General features: G+C 42.6%; 12 protein-coding genes and 1 pseudogene. All 13 read right to left on the bottom strand.

The annotated features are described in order from the left end of the window. Window positions 1-47 precede the first annotated feature (47 nt). The 13 genes and pseudogenes from H8S00_RS01160 to H8S00_RS01220 all read right to left on the bottom strand — a co-directional run bounded on the left by H8S00_RS01160 (window position 48) and on the right by H8S00_RS01220 (window position 18,647). Window positions 48-500 (bottom strand): MarR family winged helix-turn-helix transcriptional regulator, encoded by a 453-nt coding sequence (locus H8S00_RS01160; RefSeq protein WP_117528999.1) that lies wholly within the window; start codon window positions 498-500, stop codon window positions 48-50. Between the two features lie 39 nt (window positions 501-539). Continuing rightward, window positions 540-738 (bottom strand): annotated as a pseudogene (locus tag H8S00_RS01165) (cysteine-rich KTR domain-containing protein). Window positions 739-789: 51 nt separating this feature from the next. Then, window positions 790-2,709, bottom strand: coding sequence for a tetracycline resistance ribosomal protection protein Tet(O) (tet(O), locus tag H8S00_RS01170; protein ID WP_117686175.1), 1,920 nt, complete (start codon window positions 2,707-2,709; stop codon window positions 790-792). Between the two features lie 228 nt (window positions 2,710-2,937). Next, window positions 2,938-3,249 carry a DUF6674 family protein gene (locus tag H8S00_RS01175; protein WP_330418086.1) on the bottom strand — a complete coding sequence of 104 codons (312 nt, stop codon included), beginning with the start codon at window positions 3,247-3,249 and terminating at the stop codon, window positions 2,938-2,940. 60 nt (window positions 3,250-3,309) lie between these two features. Continuing rightward, window positions 3,310-3,999 (bottom strand): SpoVG family protein, encoded by a 690-nt coding sequence (locus tag H8S00_RS01180; RefSeq protein WP_117477954.1) that lies wholly within the window; start codon window positions 3,997-3,999, stop codon window positions 3,310-3,312. A gap of 3 nt (window positions 4,000-4,002) precedes the next feature. After that, window positions 4,003-4,401 (bottom strand): hypothetical protein, encoded by a 399-nt coding sequence (locus H8S00_RS01185; protein WP_186839823.1) that lies wholly within the window; start codon window positions 4,399-4,401, stop codon window positions 4,003-4,005. Continuing rightward, window positions 4,394-5,011, bottom strand: coding sequence for a class D sortase (locus H8S00_RS01190; protein ID WP_118590960.1), 618 nt, complete (start codon window positions 5,009-5,011; stop codon window positions 4,394-4,396). Before H8S00_RS01190 ends, H8S00_RS01185 begins: the two co-directional genes overlap by 8 nt. Before the next feature lie 13 nt (window positions 5,012-5,024). After that, window positions 5,025-12,677 (bottom strand): helicase-like domain-containing protein, encoded by a 7,653-nt coding sequence (locus H8S00_RS14020; RefSeq protein WP_186839824.1) that lies wholly within the window; start codon window positions 12,675-12,677, stop codon window positions 5,025-5,027. Between the two features lie 14 nt (window positions 12,678-12,691). Beyond that, window positions 12,692-13,060 (bottom strand): hypothetical protein, encoded by a 369-nt coding sequence (locus H8S00_RS01200; RefSeq protein ID WP_106492169.1) that lies wholly within the window; start codon window positions 13,058-13,060, stop codon window positions 12,692-12,694. Then, entirely contained in the window at window positions 13,057-13,275 is a 219-nt protein-coding gene (locus H8S00_RS01205) for a DpnD/PcfM family protein (RefSeq protein ID WP_015567852.1), read from the bottom strand. The genes H8S00_RS01200 and H8S00_RS01205 overlap by 4 nt, the downstream gene beginning before the upstream one ends. Window positions 13,276-13,302: 27 nt before the next feature. Next, the gene (locus H8S00_RS01210) at window positions 13,303-14,199 is read right to left on the bottom strand and encodes a hypothetical protein (RefSeq protein WP_117568848.1); all 897 of its coding nucleotides are present in this window, start codon (window positions 14,197-14,199) and stop codon (window positions 13,303-13,305) included. Between the two features lie 50 nt (window positions 14,200-14,249). Next, window positions 14,250-16,181 (bottom strand): C40 family peptidase, encoded by a 1,932-nt coding sequence (locus H8S00_RS01215; protein WP_366459167.1) that lies wholly within the window; start codon window positions 16,179-16,181, stop codon window positions 14,250-14,252. Between the two features lie 84 nt (window positions 16,182-16,265). Continuing rightward, a complete protein-coding gene (locus H8S00_RS01220; protein ID WP_186839825.1) occupies window positions 16,266-18,647 on the bottom strand; it encodes a VirB4-like conjugal transfer ATPase, CD1110 family in 2,382 nt (793 codons plus the stop codon). Window positions 18,648-18,677: the final 30 nt, after the last annotated feature.

Consider the following 18,677-nt stretch of genomic DNA (forward strand, 5'->3'; position numbering starts at 1 on the left):
ATTTTTATCATTCTCCCTTCGATTAAATTCACCTTATAAGTCTACAGTCAGCATGACTTGATACTGTCATATACTTTCTGCAAAAGATTTCTAAGCTGTCCTTTTTCATCATCATTAAGTGCCTTTAAAAGTTCCCTCTCATTTTCATCCATTGAAGCTCTTGCCGTCTTGCATATCTCCTCACCTTTTGCCGTGAGCTTTACATGTTTGATTCTTTTATCATTTGAATCATAAAACCCCTCTATCATCCCATTTTTTTCCAGACGTGCAGCAATTCCTGCCATCGTTGCCTGTTTAACTTCAAAATGCTTTTCAAGTTCTTTTAGCGTTATCGTCTCATCGGCTGCCTCGCTGATAGTTGCGAGGACCTTAATCTGCGAAAGGGTGACATCATTGCACATCAACGTATTATTAGCCTTTCTTCCAAGTGCATCGTTAAGTCTCTTTATAAGTTCACCGCAATGCAATGTTTCTCCAAACATATGCTCATTCCTTTTCATAAAATTTGATAAATAGTTTCTTCTAGATGCTCTAATATATTACAAAAATAATCGGCTCTGCGTCTTAAGCGTCTGGCTCTTTGATGACAGTTATCTTCAAGTTGTCAACTTTAATCAATCTTTCTTGTCTGCATTTTGGACAATAAAGGGGATAATTCTCCAAAACAGTGTCCTTCCTAATTTTATTACGGGTTTTGCTCCCACAAACAGGACACAATATCCATTCGCATTTCATCATAATTAGTCTCTAATCCTTTCAAATCTCATTTTATATGACTTTTGCAAGCTGTTAAGCTAACTTGTGGAACATATGCCGAACCTTATCTATACGGCTATTCGGGCGGCGGGGTTGGCAAATAAATTTACCAATAGCTGGCTGGTATCCTTTTAACTCTGTCAAGCAGACTCCCTGCCCATTTGTGAAATAAGTTAAATCGTTCCTGTATTCTTGAATACATCTAGCAGGGATTTCTCCTTTCAGAATGACCTCGTCATTCTTTATCTGAGTACTTACAATATCTGCACAATACCTTGGAGCATCATGATACGCCCGTGAGAGATATTCCTGCGGTGCATAAATTTCAAAGTGGAGATATGGCTCTAATAGTTCTGTCCCTGCTTTTTTTAAAGCCTGCTCCAATACGATAGGGGAAAGCAGCCGAAAGTCTGCGGGGGTACTTACAGGACTATAATACAATCCATATTCAAAACAGATTTTACAGTCTGTCACTTTCCATCCATACAGCCCCTGCTCGCAGCCATAAAGAACCCCCTCCATAACCGCATTTTGGAACGATTGATTTAAATATCCAAGTGAAACTCTGCTTTCATACTGCACTCCGCTTCCAATAGGGAGCGGCTCTATGGACAACCCGACAGAAGCCCAGAAAGGATTTGGCGGGACTTCTATGTGGATGGTATATTCTGCTTTTCTAAGCGGTCTTTCCATATATATAACAGTAGGCTCTTTTATTTCTGCCTCCACATGATATTTTTCCTCAAGGATGGCACAAATGACTTCCATCTGCACATTCCCCAAAAAAGAAAGTATAATCTCATGCGTTGTAGTATCCACATAATATTTTAAAAGAGGGTCGCCATCTGAAATTTCTGTAAGTGCCCCAAGCAATATTTCCCGCTGTTCAGGTTTCTTTACTGCAATCGTTGTTTGGAGCATAGGGAGAGGATTTTCAATAAATTTTCTCTGCGGCAACAGCATTTCGTTCCCCAAAATACTGTTTAGCTGCAAAACATCATTTGGTAAAATTACAATATCACCAGAGCAGGCTGTATCGGATGGATATAATTCACCGTTTGTCGGAACACACATCTCTGTGATTTTTATTTTCTCTTTTTCAGATATTCTAATAACATCCCTCAAATGCAATGTTCCGCTATATATACGCACATAAACAAAACGCCGCCTTTTCTCTGAATATTCAATCTTAAAAACCTGCCCGCATAATTCAGATTGACCTTCAGGCGTTGATGAATAAAATTTACTGGCAATCACTTCTATAAGCTGCCGAATCCCCAGATTGTTTTTAGCGCTTCCGTGATAAACGGGAAATAACGTTCCGTTTTGGAATCTCCTGTTTTCTTCCTGTTCCAGTTCTGACATTTTAAACGGTTTCCCTGACATATATTTCTCTAATAGTTCATCGTTTCCCATAATTACCGCATCCCACTGTTCCATATCGTCATTGTCCGTTACATTTATATGGGGATGCTGCCCAACCTTTTGCTTCACTATAATTTCCGAAGAAAGCTTTGCTTTCATTTCCCGATATACCATTGGCAAATCAATCCCCTCTTGGTCAATTTTATTGATGAAAAAAATTGTCGGAATCTTCATTATCTGTAGTGCATGAAACAGTATACGGGTCTGTGCCTGTATGCCATCCTTTGCAGAAACTAATAATACTGCTCCGTCTAATACGGATAAAGAACGGTATACTTCCGCCAAAAAATCCATATGGCCTGGCGTATCTATAATGTTGACTTTTACATCCTCCCACTGAAAAGATGTCACTGCTGTCTGGATAGTGATTCCCCTTTGACGCTCCAAATTCATTGTATCTGTCCTTGTTGTGCCTTCATCTACGCTCCCTAGTTCTGCAATTGCACCACTGGTATACAATAAACTTTCCGTTAATGTTGTCTTTCCTGCGTCAACGTGAGCCAGAATGCCTAAGTTAATTATTTTCATGTGATTTTCCTCCTATCAACACCCAAAAAAGGGCATAAAAATACCCAGTGATAAATACTCCTATCACTGGGTAAATAACTCCAATAGCCCCAAAACACTTATATGTTTTCGGGCATATAAAATTACATGATAAAAGTATTCTTAAACTGGGTACAAAAAACTAAGCCCCATATTAAAAGTGAAACGGGACTGCTACTTTTTGTTCCCACTATCAAATTGACAGTTTATTTAAGAATACCTTGCCGCATATTTATTAACTCCTTGTATAATACTGAATCTAATTATATTCCTTAACCCTTTATTTGTCAAGCCCTTTTTAGCATTATTGACAAGAGTATCTTCCTGCATTTCTTTGATCTGGTTCTGCATATTGGTGAGTTCTTCCGTCATGGAATCAATCTTTTTCTCCAGTCCATCCACATAGCTGCATATCTCAAATACATCGTTTGCCTGCTCTTTCATGGCATTTTTCTTTAATAAGTCGAGAAGTTCTCTTATGACCTCCTCATTGGTAAGTGTTTTTCCTGCTTCCATATCCATTCTGTTTCCTCCATTCTGTAAATGGGGCAGCCTTGGCCGCCCCTGTACTCTGATTACTGATTATCGAAAGGGCGTCGCCTCTTTGTCCTTCTCTTTATCGGGATTGCCATGATGTTTCTCTGCACTCTCTCTTGCATTTTCGTTGCTCTTATCCTTTGCTTTCTCATATTCAGAGATAATCTCATTATAGAGTTTTTCCCTGAAATCCTTTGTGACCGGATAGCAGACATCCTGGTAGATTGGCTTGCCCTGCTCGTCCACCTGCTTTGTCTTATAAGAAGGCATTGATACAAAGATTTTCTCTTTGCCCTGCACGATATTGATGTTATTTACGATGAAACTGTTTTCAAAATAAATGCGTGCAAGTCCCTTGATGTTACTACCTTCCCTCTCATAAGGTGTTACAGTTACGGAAAACTCCGGCATTTCCTGTGTACGCTCCTGCTTCTGTGTCTCCTCTTTCTCCGGTTCCTTAATTCTTGCATAGGCATCAAGGATATTGGTATAGAGTTCCTCTCGAAACTCTGCTGTGATAGGATTGCACACATCCTTATAGATCACACCGTTGCTTTCATCACGCTCATTGGAGCGGTATCTTGGCATTGATACAAAAAGCTCTCCCTTATCCTTATTCTCAAGGATTGCTATATTGGTAATCTTAAATGAATCACCAAATACTACTGTTGCAAATCCTTTGATGTTGCTGCCCTCTTTTGCCCTTACTTCGTTTACTTTAATTGAATACTTCATATGCTATTCCTCGCTTTCTTTTTGTTCTTTATTTTGCTCCGGTATGATAAGCTCACACCAAAGCTGTTCTATCTGTTCACAAGACAATCTGTTATTTAACCAGTTGCCAAGTGTAACGACCATTCCGTCCTGCTCATAATAGAGCCACTCCTGTGTTTCGATGTTTCCCTCATACACGATAGTCACATCAAAATCAGGCATAAATAATCCTTCCTCCGCATCCCATACGCAGGCTATTCCCTGTCTGAGTGTCAGATTCATGCTTTCGACATATACAGACCAGCCGCTTACGACTATCTGAAATTCATCATCAATCTCTGCAATATCATCCTCGATGTCAATTAGCTCTTCCATTTCCGATACTGCCTCTTCTATCTCACCTAACCGGTATCTCTTATTCATCCATCACCGCCTCCTTATAAATGCACCTGACTACAAAACGCATGGTTCCTTTCTGGGAACAGGTAAAAAGAGTTAGTTCTTTTTCATCGCCCTGTGTCTTGATGCTGTTATCATACGGATTTACTACCTCTGTCTCTGTTACCTCATAGATATGCTTCAGCCCATTTTTGTCGGTTATCATTACTTCATCACCTATGGATATCTGACTTAGTGGTGTAAAAAATGTGCCATATCTGCTGCCATTGTGACCGCACAATACACAGTTGCCACTCTCCCCAATCCCTGCTGTTTCTTCTATATGACCGATCCCGGCATTAAGCACTTTACTTGTGGTTCCTTCCATTACCGGATACCGGATATCTATGCCCGGTATCTCAATGATACCGATAACACCGCCTTCTTTAAAAATGGCTTCATCCTCTTCACTAATGGAGGTTTGCTCTTCCTCCACATCTGTTTCTTCATCGTAATCATCCTCCAATGTCTGCTCAAATTCACTTATGAGCTGTTCTGTCTGTTTTTCTCCTGTTGCCCGCCAGAAAAAAGGGACTGCCATAATGGCAATCCCTGCTGTAATCAGTAGTCCTGCGACCACTTTTCTTATGCTCATATTATTCACTCTCCTATCGTGTTCTGCCCTCTCTGTCGGCTGGATAAGCACCTTTATCCTCTGCTACAATTGCTGCAGATTCCATCCTGTCATCTGCTTCTCTTTCTTCCTCCGGTCCGCTCAGGTCTGCATCCACAGCCTTTGCGTTCTCAAGGTCAAGCTGGGCATTCAGTTCACACTGCCTTGACAGCTTTTCTTCCAGTTCCTTGCTGTATGCAAATGGCTTGTCATACTCTGCCTTTGATGCTTCAAGGTCATTCTGGTACTGCTCAATCTTCTTTTCTAAGAAATCAATGTTCTCATGGAGTCCATTGAACAGGTTTTCCAGCTTTACCATGCTGCCGACCGGACTTGTGGAAAGTTCTGCCTTGTACTCAGTCTTTCCACGAAGCACCATATAATTGATACCAAGGAAGTTCTTTTCCACAAACAGCTCCAATCCATGGAATTTACCGATTGCAGTTGTCTCTCCGGTCTTACATTTGCTGATTGCTTCAAGCATCATCGTTCCGCCATCCACTCGCTCTGTGTAAGTTGCTTTACCTATGGTGATGGCAAATTCCGGATTATCAATCAGCTCTTTATCCCTTGCCTTTACATCCTCACGGACATTGGCAAGCTTTTCAGTTGCTGTCTTAATCAGCTTTGGGTACTTAATCATAAAGTTATCCTGCAAGCCATATCTCTGGTTGTCATAGGAAGCCTTCAAAAGCTTTAATCTCTGGACATCATTGTCAATCTCCATCTTCTCACGAATAAGAGGATTGCCTGTGGCGACTGCCTTAATCTCTGCATAGGAAAGTGTTGCCTCGTCGATATCCTCACAGCTTCGGCTTACCGCCTTGCTTGTCATTACCTGACTGATAAAACGCTGCTTATTTTCCACAAGCGACCAGTTGTATGCATCAAAGGTTCCTTTGGTGACATATCTGTAGATTGCAACCTCTTCATTTTCATTGCCCTGCCTGATGCCTCGTCCTTCCCTCTGTTCAATGGAGCTTGGCTTCCAAGGACAGTCCACATGATGCATTGCAACAAGGTGTGTCTGCACATTTACACCTGTTCCACACTTGTCCGTTGAACCGATAAGAACCTTCTTCTTACCTGTCCTCATCTCCTTAAAAAGTGCATCCCTCTGTGCGTCAGTCTTAGCATCATGGATAAAAGCTATCTCCTCTGCCGGAATACCATATTGGATAAGAGTTTCTTTCAGATAATCATAGATGGTGAAGTCCTTATCCGGTCCCGGTGTGCCGATGTCCGAAAAAATAAGCTGGCAGCCTATATGACCATCAGCATTTCCTTTCTCATATTCTTTCCACACATTTTCTGCTACCTTATTGAGCTTTCCGTCAGGATTACTTGGTGCGTCCTTATCAATCAGCCTTGCATCTGTTCCGAGTAATCTTGCCTCATGAGTAATCTTTAGGAAGTTGTCCACACTTGGATCAACTCCACCGCCTCTGATACGCTCTGCCCTCACAACAAAGTCTTCCATAACCTGCTTTACATACCAGTCAGGCTCTGACTCCACTATGATAGGCTTCCCACCACGAAGTGCCGGCACATCAAGGTCAAGCATGTCTGCGGTCTGCACATCTGCTACCTCACGGAAGATATTCATAAGCTCCGGCAGATTCGTAAACTTATTGAATCTGCTCTTAAAACGGAAACCGCTTCCCTCTACAGTAAGCTCCAGTGCTGTTGTCACTTCACCAAAGTTCGCTGCCCATGAATCAAAGTGATAAATCCCCATCTCTTCAAGTGCCGCTTTCTGTAAGTAAAGCTGCATGACATACATCTCACACATGGTATTGGATATTGGCGTACCTGTCGCAAACACAATGCCTCTGCCATCATTTATCTCAGACAAATACTGGCATTTAAGCTGCATATCTGTTGACTTCTTTGCTCCACTGCTGCTGATACCTGACACATTATTCATCTTGGAAAAAATCGCAAGGTTCTTAAAATTATGTGCTTCGTCTACCATAATAGAATCTACACCCAGTTCCTCAAAGGTAATAAGGTCATCCTTCCTGCTCTCATCTGATAAGGATTTCAGCTGTTCCTCCAATTTTTTCTTCTGGCTTTCCATCTGCTTTACAGTCCATCGCTCTCCATTACGCTCCTTCATCTCATCAATTGCATAGCTGATTTCATCAATCTGCTCGTTAAGCATTCTTTCCTTTCTCTCTGCGGAGATTGGGATTTTCTCAAACTGCGAGTGGGACATGATAATGCAGTCATAGTCACCTGTTGCAATCCTTGATACGAACTGCTTTCTGCGGCTTTTTTCAAAATCACGCTCTGTGGCAACCAGGATATTTGCTGACGGATAAAGCCTTAAAAACTCTGATGCCGTCTGACCGATAAGTGGCTTTGGAACAACCATGATCGTCTTATTGGCAAGTCCGAGTCTCTTCTGCTCCATGCAGGCAGCCATCATCTCAAAGGACTTTCCGGCACCGACACAGTGTGCAAGTAGTGTATTTCCTCCGAGAAGGATTCTTGCCACCGCATTCTTCTGATGAGGCTTTAGCTCAATCGCCGGATTCATTCCCGGAAACTGTAAGTGGCTTCCGTCATACTCACGCAGACGGATGTTATTGAATGTCTCGTTGTAATACTCCACATACTTCTGTCTACGCTCCGGCTCTGCAAACAGCCACTCCTTGAACTTCTCCTTGATCATGTTCTGCTTTTCCCTTGCAAGCATTGTCTCATTCTTATTGACTTCGTAATGATACCTGCCATCACCGTCATCAATCCTGTCCCTGACTGTTACTGTCTTTAGATTCAGCGTATCCTCAAAAATAGAATAAGCATCCATGCGGCTTGTACCATAGGTCTTAGTGGCTGCCACTGAATGCTTATCCATGCTCTTATTCTCGATGAACCATTCCATGCTCATCTTATTTAAGTGTACCTGAATGCCTGTATTGTAAAACTGGCTTCTGACTGCCCTTGCCCTTCTTGGTGTATTGAGAAGCTCATAGATAAACTGCTCATAATCAAGCGACTCAATCCATGTCGTACCAATCTTTACATCAATATCCGAGGCTTCAATCCATTCCGGCTGCACCTTTTCAAGTGCTGCCACATTTCCTGCAAATCTTTCTGCCTGCGGATTGTCTGTATCAGCTGCCATAGCCTTTGCTACACGAAGTTTGTCTCTGACATTGCCGGAGAGATACTCGTCTGCTGTCTCCCAGCCGATATCAGGATTGTTCTCGTTGTAGCGGTCGGGATTAAGGAAAACCAGTCCGTCCAGCTCTTCCACAAGAACTGCCCTTCTAAGCTCTGCCAAAGCATCATCACTAAATGTTATCTCATCAGCTGTCTGCCCGGACTTTTCTGCAAGCTCTTTCTTTGCATTTGTAATATCCGGCTCATAGATAGAAAGCATATAGGCAAGATTTACATATCCAAATTCATTGACGGATACATTTAATGCTTCCACAGCGGTCTCTACCCTGTCTATGACAGTCTTTGCCTTAATCGTCTGCTTATAAAACATATCCGCTTTTTTCACCTCCCCGTCTTCGTTTACTTCCTCAAGGCTGCACAGAAGCGGATAATCGCTGTCATCCCTGAAAGCTATTCTGTTTGCTTTTGAGGTAATTGCTCCATACTGCTTTATAAAGGCATCGTATTTCACATTAAGAAGTCTCTGCTTATCGGAAAGTTCCTCCTCGCTGCAGCCATCCATTTGGATATCAATCAGCTCTCTTGTTATCTGTCTGATTTCGTCAAGGCTTCTGATTCGCTCCTCGGCAGTCTGTGATACTTCTTTTCTTACCATCTCGGAATTTTCCCTGTAATAGAGTTTTCCTTCAAAAAATGTGTAAGTGTAGTTTCTCACATCCGGATCAGCCGGGATAACTTCCTCCGTCTGCTCCGCCTCATCTGCCACTCTCTCAAAATCTGTCATCTGGGCTTTGATATTACCGATAGCTTTGTTTAATGCTTCATAAATATTGAAGTTCTCATCATCATTCACGCAGACTGTGTATCTGCTGTCCTGTCCGTAAATCCTTGTGTCATATTCCATAGATCCAAGCATCATTTCCGGATGCTCTGCAAAATAAGAGTTGACTGCAATGCCATTCTCAGTTACACCAAGGTGTACCCAGTCCGGCTCAATATCAATCTTTCTCTCCCTTTTCTGCAAAAACAGGATATCTGCTGTCACTTCGGTTCCTGCATTATCTTTAAATGCAGTATTCGGAAGTCTTATCGCTCCCACAAGCTCTGCTCTTTCAGCCAGATACTTTCGGATAGTAGGATTTGCCTTATCAAGTGTTCCCTTTGTGGTAATCACCGCAACCATGCCTCCCGGTCTTACCTGATCAAGTGCTTTTGCCAGAAAATAATCGTGGATACGGAAGTTATACTTGTTGTACTTCGGATCAAAAACCTTATAATCACCAAATGGCACATTTCCGACAACTACATCAAAGAAGTTATCCGGATATGTGGTATTCTCAAATCCTGTGATACTGATATTGGCATTCTGATAAAGCTGCTTTGCAATTCTTCCCGAAATGCTGTCAAGCTCCACCCCATACAGCTTACTTCTCTGCATAGGTGCCGGCATACTCCCAAAGAAGTTACCGATACCCATAGATGGTTCTAATACATTGCCGCCTCTGAAACCAAACTGGACAAGTGCCGAGTTCATGCACATGGCAATCTCCGGTGAAGTATAAAAGGCATTGTTTACTGTTGCCCTAGCTGCAGCATACTCTTCATCCGATAACATCTCTTTGAGTTCTTTGTACTCTTTGCTCCAGCCTGCGTTTTCCTCGTCAAATGCCTGTGACAGTCCGCCCCATCCGACAAACTTCGACAAGGTTTTCTGTTCCTCCGGTGTTGCAAGCCTGTTTTCTGATTCAATCTGCTTTAAAGTACGAATTGCATCCATATTCCACTGATATCTGGTCTTGGCACCGCCTTTTTCCATTTCCCAGAGATTGTAATGGAAGTTGTGCTTCGTCTGCCCGGCAACATTCTTCTCATTTTCAAGACTTTCTACTTGCTGTACTGGTTCCTGCTTTGGTGTAAAATCTACAGTTTCCTGTGATTCTGTATCAGCCTGAATATCATCCACAGATACTGATACCACATCATCTGAAACTACATGTCCATTCTCATCAATCTTGGTTTCCCATCCATTCGCTATTGCTCTTTCCCTGGTTTCAAGACGATTAGCTTTTACACTATCCTCGATGTCAAAGAATCTCTTATAGACCGGATTCATCTTATCCCTGTCAGCCTTCTGCTTTATCTCTTGATAATACTTTTTCTGGTCTTCTCCGCAGTAAAATGGCTGTTTTACCATATAGGATAAAATCTCATATAACTCACGCCAGTCGAGAGCACCTTCCTTACGCACACCATTCCTGTTCTTATAGCTGATCTTCACATATCCACTTCTGATTGAGTACTCCACAAGACCATACTTATTGTTGGAATATGCCTTTCTTTCTGCATTATCTGTCCCTAATGCAATATCCCTGATAAGGTCAAGTTTATTGGGCATAAATGCAAAATCAGACTGCACCACATCCATAAGGAATGCCCTAAACGGAGTGTAGCAGCTGCAATCTGTTACAAGAATCTCCGCCGCATCACGCAGGTCTTCATCAAGCTCTGCAATACGCTTGGCATAATCAATCGGTGTAATATACTGAAGCTCTGATGGATCTTTTTCAGTTGTTTCAGCTTCTATCTCTGCACCATATTCTGCCTGTGTTACCATGCGGTCTTCATCGGCAGTTTCCTGTGGTGTCATGCCTTTTGCACTTACATAATCTCTGTTAGAAGCATAGCTCTCCGGCTCATCCGGTATTGCATAATCATCAATCTCTGATTCTGCCTCCTCCGGTTCCACTTCCCGGTATTCGGCATCAATGACCTCATCATCCTCACGGAGTCCGTCCATCGCAAGCTCATCAATACGAGGTGTCTCAGGCTGGTATTCCCCTGTAAGAATAAGGACACCAAGCTCTTTTTCGACATCTTTCCACGAAACATATCCTTCAACCTCTCCATCCTCATCTCGCCACTGAAAACGCAGTCCATTCCCATGAAATGTGTCATATCCGTGCAGTCCCAGTCCGTCAACCGGCCAGCCTGCACCTCCCTGACCATATTCTGCTTTGATACGCTTTGCCCTGGTTCCTGCATCAATCTCAGTTTCAAAAATCTTGCATACCCTGCCCTTGCCACCGATAAAACCTGTACCTCTCATAAGCACCTGTTTGATATACTCACTTGGTACTGTTGCAGACTTTTTGGGATTCAGGTAATTGTATTTACCTGCTAATGCAGCTTTTCTGTCCTGCTCGAACTGACGCATAAACTGATTATTGTTTTCGTCCTCAGTATGAATAGTGCCAATGCTTGCCTGCCCATTCTGGTCGAAAAAAAAGGAAGCCTGTGTATATTCGGCTTCCTTACTAACACCCAATGAATTGATTTCATCAAGTTCCCTATTCAGTTCTGTATCATCTGATTCTAGTGGAATCGCATCACTATCTGATTCAGTACCACTTCCTCTGCCTGCATCTTCGCCTGCTCTCTTATCTTCCACATCTCCATTGTCGATGACGGATTCTGTGGCTTGTGCTTCGCCAGATACTGCATCTCCAGCTGGTCGTACAGCTGGTTCGCTTCCTCCTCTACCGCTGACATCTTCTCGTACATCTTCCCGAATCTCATCAGCGTCTTGTATCTTGCCGGCTCGTTCTCCTTTAGATAGTTCATCGCCATCCTTCCGTATTTGCCCAGCTTCGTGAGATCCTCCGTCTCGTCCGGCATCTCTATCTGCGGATAAAGCAGTCCGTCCACTTCCTTGTAAGTCATTTCTTCTAACATATCCAATTCTCCTTTCGCTCTCGATTGCCTTTAAGTTACGACTAAATTCTCTAAGAACACTACAGGAGACATCGCATACAATGGAACCAAGACGGTAAATGATCTCTTCGTCTTTGATATTTACGATCTGACTAAAATCCTGTTCTTGCACAGATAAGTCAAATCCGCATCTCGTCCCTACAGCATACATGACACTTGCATATACAAGCTGCTCCATGTCCATTTCCTGCTGTAAGCCATTGCGTTTCTTACTTTCTTCCTTTATCACACTACCTGATAGCTGCATAAGTTCGGTCATTCGGTCTCCGAACTCTTCTTTTATTATAAGCCAAACATCTGTTCCTGTAAACTGTTTTAATATATTTTTTAGAGACTCCCTGTCGCTGTTATCGTACTGCTCAATCTGACCTTCTGACACAAGAAAATCCACATAATCCTTAAGATTTTCTCCCTCAAGGTCCCATGTCAGCTTAACATTCTTCCCTCCGGTATCACTGATATCAAAGATATATCTCATACGGGGATTCAGTGCCCTTGACGGGAAAATGGCACAGCCTTTCGCACCACGCTTTACATATCTTCCCACCTTTTTCCAGGTATCATAATCTGCCATAAGTGTGCTTCTCTCCGGAGATCTCTGAGCTGTTACCATAACGATATTGTCAAATTCATAGCGGTACAACTGACCTGCAACCTTTAAAACATCTTTCCAGTTCTTATCTGTTCTGGTGATGTTACCAATTTCAGAATCGTATATCGCTTTGACCTTCATATCAACGCCCATACCTTTGTCCTCCTCTACTTAAACATCTCTGCAAACAATCCCTTAAAGAGCTTTAACTCATCCTTATCCAGCTCGATTGCAAATTCATTGTCGATTGCCTGTTTTTCGCATTTATCCTTTTCCTTTGCAATCTTACGCACCACACGAAGAAGCACATAGCACTCCTTGGACTTTGCAATGCTCTGTTTAAAGGTCAGCTCATCCTCATCGACTGACTTCTGTGTCTGATAGATAATCTCTTTTAACTTATCATTGATACCATCTACTTCCTCAAGGGAAATAATAACGGATGCCTTAGAAGCACCCGATCTGTCCCACTCCTTATGAAGTTCCTTTACTAAAAACTCCATGTTCTTAATTACTGTTGTTGAATCACTTTTCATCTTGCTCTTCCTCCGTTTTCTTTTAATGAAGAAGGGAGCTGACTTTCGCTGATAGGTGCAAAATCAACTCCCTTCATGTCCTCTGCTCCAAGGACTATCTGCTCTGCATAATACATATCCATTGCCTTATTGATGGCATCGTCAAGCGACTCTGCCTTTACTTTCTGTACTCGTGAAAGCACTTCTTTTATCTCAACATCAAATTCCTGTTCCATATGATATCGCCTCCTGTAAAAATCTCATCACCGGCTCTTTTCTTCCTTTACCTGTCTTTCCTTAAAGCCTTCATCGTACTTTCCATCTTCCAGCCTGTCGTAAAAACAGTCCTCTTCAATCGTTCCAAAATCCTCATACATCTGGTGAAGGAAGTCATTCTGCAGCTTCTTTGGTACATCATCATCCTTTGACATATCCTGATAAAAATAGAACTTCTGCTTTAGCTTTGCCCTGTAATCATAGATATCCTCTATCTTTTCCGGTGTGCCATACTCCCTCTTGTATGCCTTGAAATTTGTAGTTGAAAGTGTGGAACCTAGATAAATGCCATGCTCCCACGATACCCCGATTGTGGTATTGTCCTTTGTAGGCTTCTCATCCTTCGGATAACGCTTATACTCTGTCGCACCAAGGGCGATTGTAAGGGAACCTGACTTCATATCCATCACCACAAGATTCCTTGGTGATAATGCTTCAAGCACCATGTAATCATGGTCATTGAAGTTATGAAATGTCTGTCCCCTTTCAAATGAGCGGTTCTCCATTTCATAATGCAGGTTAAAATCATCCACCCAGCCCTTATCGGTCATTCCAATCTCCTTAAGCTTTGCAACACATTCAGAAGAACTGGCTTCTTTATCAAACCGGAATTCTTTGGAATCGTTATAAAATCCCTGAAGAAAATGTCCGAGCTGAATATCATCCAGACAGAATCTCGCAGATACAGTTACATTTGCTGCCCTGTAATACTCTGTGAAGTTATCTGCTTCACCAAGTGTCCTTCCAAGCTGCAACAAATTTTCTGCAAGCTCTGACATATCATCAATTGCTATAAAACTCTTATAATCATCCAGAGTCATCAGCATATTTGTCTCTGTTCCCCTGTCGTTTTCTGTTACCAGTATCATATCTTTTAAATCCATTCTTACCTCCAGTCTCAGAGAGGGACTATGCCCTCTCTGCAAATTTCCTGTTATGGTCTTCCTATCACAACAATCTTTCCTGTGCTTGCCACATCCCTGTAGACCACACCAAGACTTTCATTAAGTGCCTCTACCACCTTGCCATTTCCGACATATACTGCCACATGGCTGATGTTCTTATATCTTCCATTGCTTGTAAAACTGTAAAAGATAAGGTCTCCCGGCTGTAACTCATCAAAGGAGACAGTCTTTCCGGCTTCATCAAGTCCCTGTGCCTCCGCTGCCGCTGTGGTTGCACCGCCATAACTAATATCCACGCCTGCATCTTTCCATGAATAATAGGCTAAGGAACTGCAGTCATAATAGTTACCGCTGTCTCTTAAATCCTGACTATAAGGAAAACCAACTCTGTGTAGTGCATAGGAGCAGACTGTTTTCTGCCTGCTGTCTGTAATTTCGTTTAGGATGGCATTGATTTCATCCTCAGTCATGGAGCTTACTCCCGGACTGCCGCCTCCACCTCCACTTCCGCTTCCGGCATATCCAAGCTGTCCCATAAACTCAGGACTCATGATCTGCTCAAGCATTTCCACCTGATCAGAATTAAATCCATAGACCGAAATCATATCCCTGTACGATTTTAGTGTGACATTCACATACAGAACCGACTTCGTGACAGTAGTTACATTACCGTCTGCATCTGTTTCTTCCACATCTTTTGTTCCTGTGCTTGTGGTGTATGAACACATATCATTTACAACTGCCTGCAGCCAGCCTTTTGAAGTATCATTCATGACTGTTGCAGTATCTCCGACACCATGCTTGACCATATAGACAGCCATGATGTCATAGTAATTGCTTGGGTTTTCTTCCATACCTTCATAGTCCACATATACAAGCTCTCCAAGGTCATATCCGGTATGCTCATTCACTTTCGTATTCACATCCCGGTTAAATTCCTGCACATAAGCACTCGTTACTGTCTGCACGGTATCTCCTGATTCAAGTGGTGGCAGAAATAAAGCAAATGGAGAATTGTAAAGGATTGCTATCACCGCTATAACCGGAACCGCAATCATGGCAACTACAAGTACAAGTAACAACAGCACCAATCCAATAATCGGTGCAGCTGCCTTTACCCAGGTAATCACTTTTCGCACAATCAGATCCTTTACCAGCTTTGCCACGCTATCTGTCTGATTCTCCTGTGCTTTCATCTTATCCAGAAAGAATTTTATCTTCCTGCTCCGGTTGGTCATCTTTTCATCCTTGACCTCTATGGACACACCTGCAGCATATCCGGCTGCCATGCCGATTGCCGTGCCTACTCCCGGTGCAACTGCTGTTCCTGCCGCTGTAGCAGCTGCCTTTGTAGCAGTTTTTGTTGCAACCTTGGCAGTAGTCTTGGCTGTTTCTTTTGCTGTCTCTTTAGCTACAGTCTTTGCAGTATCTTTGGCAGCTTTCTTTGCTGTCTTTTTTGCCAGCTTCTTTCCTGCATCTACCTTCTTGATACGCTTCCTTGCCTCGGCTGCCGCCTTTTTCCTGAAAAGTGCTGCACCCTTAGAAGCAGTTCCGGTAACAGGTCGGCTCGCTTCATATGCAAGATATGCTGCCTGCGATACCTCCTGCCCGCCTTCCACCTGCTCCGTTACTGCCCCGGCTGCAAGTGCACCTGTTCTTCCTGCTATGTGAAGATTGGTGTTCTTGGTCTTGATGGAAGTGTTTGATTCTCTATAGTTTCGCTTAAATCTTGATAGTCCCCTATTCTTCGGCTCTGACTGATGAATGGTACTCTTGCGATAGGACTTCTTTTTATCATCAGATACCTTTGCACCGATAGTCTTAGGACCTCTCTCTACTGTATAGATGTTGCTGCCTTTAATCTTGGCACCCTTTGGCTCGTGGGCATGAATCTTAGCTTTCTCCTTTGTGTGAATGATCATCGGCTTGTCATCCACCTTTTTTATCTTCAATGTTCTCACCTTCTTTCACTCAAAATGCAAAACAGCCACCCAGCTTCCCGGATGGCTATGCTTTGAGGTCGCAAATTGCGACCTCTATCAACATTATTCGACATTTTTCTGCATTTCACGTTTCTTCTGTTCCGCAATCTTCTCATGAATGTTGGTATTATACAGCCTGTACAAATCTGTATCCTTACTAATCTGATTATCAAATGGAATCACCACAGAACCACACTTGATAAGTCCCATTCCCGATGCAGTATTGGTTACGAATCTTAGCTGTGCCTCTGATACCCCGATAACTTCCGCCATCTTGGAACTGTCCGTATTTGCCTGCTTCAAAAGTGCCACAAACTCAGAGTTTGCAAGCATTGTGGTTGCTGTGTAATTCTGCAACAGATCGACGACATTCTGCGTGATACCTGTACAAAGACCTCCCTGCTTTCTTACTTTCTTCCAGAGCTGCTGCAGATATTTTGCAGAATACTCAGAATTAAGTAAGACGTGGAACTCATCAATATAGAGCCATGTTGCCTTGCCTCTCTTGCCATTCTCAACAATCCTGTTCTGAATAGACTCCATCATGACAAGCATTGTGATAGGACTAAGCTCTGTACCTAAGTCCCTGATGCCATATACTGTGAATCTGTTATCCACATCCACATTTGTCTGGTGATTGAAGATGTTAAGTGAACCATTTACGAAAAGCTCTAGTGACAATGCAATGTCCTTTGCCTCGTCCTCCGGCTGTGCCATAAGGATATCGTAAAAGTCACTCATTACAGGGATATACTTCTCTTTGCTCCTTGCAATGTCGATATACAGTTTTCTCACACAGCGGTCGATGATTGACTTCTGTCTTGAATTTAAACTATCCCCGATACACTGCTCACAAAGTCCAAGCATAAACTCGCCCTTCTCTCTAACCATTCCCTTGGAATCATTCGGATCAAGGCTCCATACATCCATCTCCAGCGGATTCACATAGTTATCCGTGTAGGTAGACATATTTACCACTGTTCCACCATAAGTATCAGCTATATCAAAGTACTCGTTCATTGGATCTATGACGATTATCTCATCATCTCCCGACAAGAATACGCTGCCCATCTCCATCTTGCAGAAGAAGGATTTACCGGAACCCGGCACACCAAATACAAAGCCATTTCCGTTGATAAGCTTCTTTCTGTTACCGATATTCACATTCTTGCTGATCTGGTTGATACCATAATAGTTGCCTGTGCTGTCATTAAGCTCCTGCACATTGAATGGCATAAGTACCGCAAGTGACTGAGTAAGAAGGGTACGCATTGTCTCCACCTGTCTTACACCAATCGGAAGTGCTGTGTTGAGAGCTTCCCTCTGCTTTAAGTAGTGTATATCAATCGTGCAGCTGTTACGCTTTCCGATGGTCTCCACAGTCTCACATACACTCTCAAGCTCCTTCTTGCTTTCTGCTATAAGAATAATGGTTACTCCCACGAAGAAAAGGCACTGGTCATTCTCACGGACGTCATCCATGATTTCCTCAATTTCTTTTTTCTCCGTTCTCTTGGCGTATGAAATTTCCGTAGAAAAATCGTTATTCTTATTACGAACTCTCTGCTGTTTGATAATATCCGACTCAATACCAAGGTATTTTTTCTGAAGCACCTTTGTTGTCAGATCCTTTGGAACAGGCACCACATCAATACTCGTGATAGAATGAACCGGAAGGGAAGTAATCTCATTGATGAATCTGTCTGACAAACTGCTCGGATACTTTTTGATAAAAAGTGCCTTGCAGAATTTACTCTCATCCTCAAAATGGTCCGGGAAATATTTCACCATCCCATTGCACAGGTCATTTCTAAAATCTGCCCCGACCTTCTTTGCCTTTTTGATATCAAAATCAAAGCTGCCCTCATCTCCAAGATGATAATAGTCATAAAGCACTTTCAGCCTCTCATTTCCATTAAGAGGCACAATCTCCGCACCAAGCTCAATGAAAGCCTTGTGTATCGTTGCCTCAAGGGTTGCAAACTGTGCCTTCGCCTCCTCAAAGTTCTTTCTCTCAATCGTGATTGTCAGGTATCTCTCCTGCTCAATCCCCTGTCTGCCCTCAATAATCTTCTCTTCAATGATGTCATTGTAAATTCTTCTGTAATTATTGAAACCATCATTTTTCTCAGCAATCAGAACCTTGTCACGGAGTTCATCCATGTTTTTGTTCTTATTGTTGATCGTAATCTTATAATTACAGTCCAGCGAATTTAAGAACTTGCAGTATCTCTCGAAAATACCGATCTGCTCATCCTCGGTTGCTGTCGTGTAATTGATGTCCTGAAAGCGGTAGCATTTGGAATACTTATTTTTGCTTACTTCAAAAATGCCGTTTTCAGCCACCGCCATAATCTCTATGGTTTCCTGAATGGATTTAGGTGTCTTATACAAAGGCTCACTCGCCTTCTTTAATAACTTAAATCCGTCTGTAAATAAACCCATGTCTCTAACCTCGCTTTCTTATAATGAAAG

The organism is Eubacterium segne (assembly GCF_014287775.1).
GTDB lineage: Bacteria > Bacillota > Clostridia > Lachnospirales > Lachnospiraceae > Eubacterium_G > Eubacterium_G segne.

Bases quoted from the DNA above. Each gene is read 5' to 3' on its own strand.
- H8S00_RS01160 (WP_117528999.1), bottom strand. From the start codon at position 500: ATGAAAAGGAATGAGCATATGTTTGGAGAAACATTGCATTGCGGTGAA.
- H8S00_RS01175 (WP_330418086.1), bottom strand. From the start codon at position 3,249: ATGGATATGGAAGCAGGAAAAACACTTACCAATGAGGAGGTCATAAGA.
- H8S00_RS01180 (WP_117477954.1), bottom strand. From the start codon at position 3,999: ATGAAGTATTCAATTAAAGTAAACGAAGTAAGGGCAAAAGAGGGCAGC.
- H8S00_RS01185 (WP_186839823.1), bottom strand. From the start codon at position 4,401: ATGAATAAGAGATACCGGTTAGGTGAGATAGAAGAGGCAGTATCGGAA.
- H8S00_RS01190 (WP_118590960.1), bottom strand. From the start codon at position 5,011: ATGAGCATAAGAAAAGTGGTCGCAGGACTACTGATTACAGCAGGGATT.
- H8S00_RS14020 (WP_186839824.1), bottom strand. From the start codon at position 12,677: ATGGGCGTTGATATGAAGGTCAAAGCGATATACGATTCTGAAATTGGT.
- H8S00_RS01200 (WP_106492169.1), bottom strand. From the start codon at position 13,060: ATGAAAAGTGATTCAACAACAGTAATTAAGAACATGGAGTTTTTAGTA.
- H8S00_RS01205 (WP_015567852.1), bottom strand. From the start codon at position 13,275: ATGGAACAGGAATTTGATGTTGAGATAAAAGAAGTGCTTTCACGAGTA.
- H8S00_RS01210 (WP_117568848.1), bottom strand. From the start codon at position 14,199: ATGGATTTAAAAGATATGATACTGGTAACAGAAAACGACAGGGGAACA.
- H8S00_RS01220 (WP_186839825.1), bottom strand. From the start codon at position 18,647: ATGGGTTTATTTACAGACGGATTTAAGTTATTAAAGAAGGCGAGTGAG.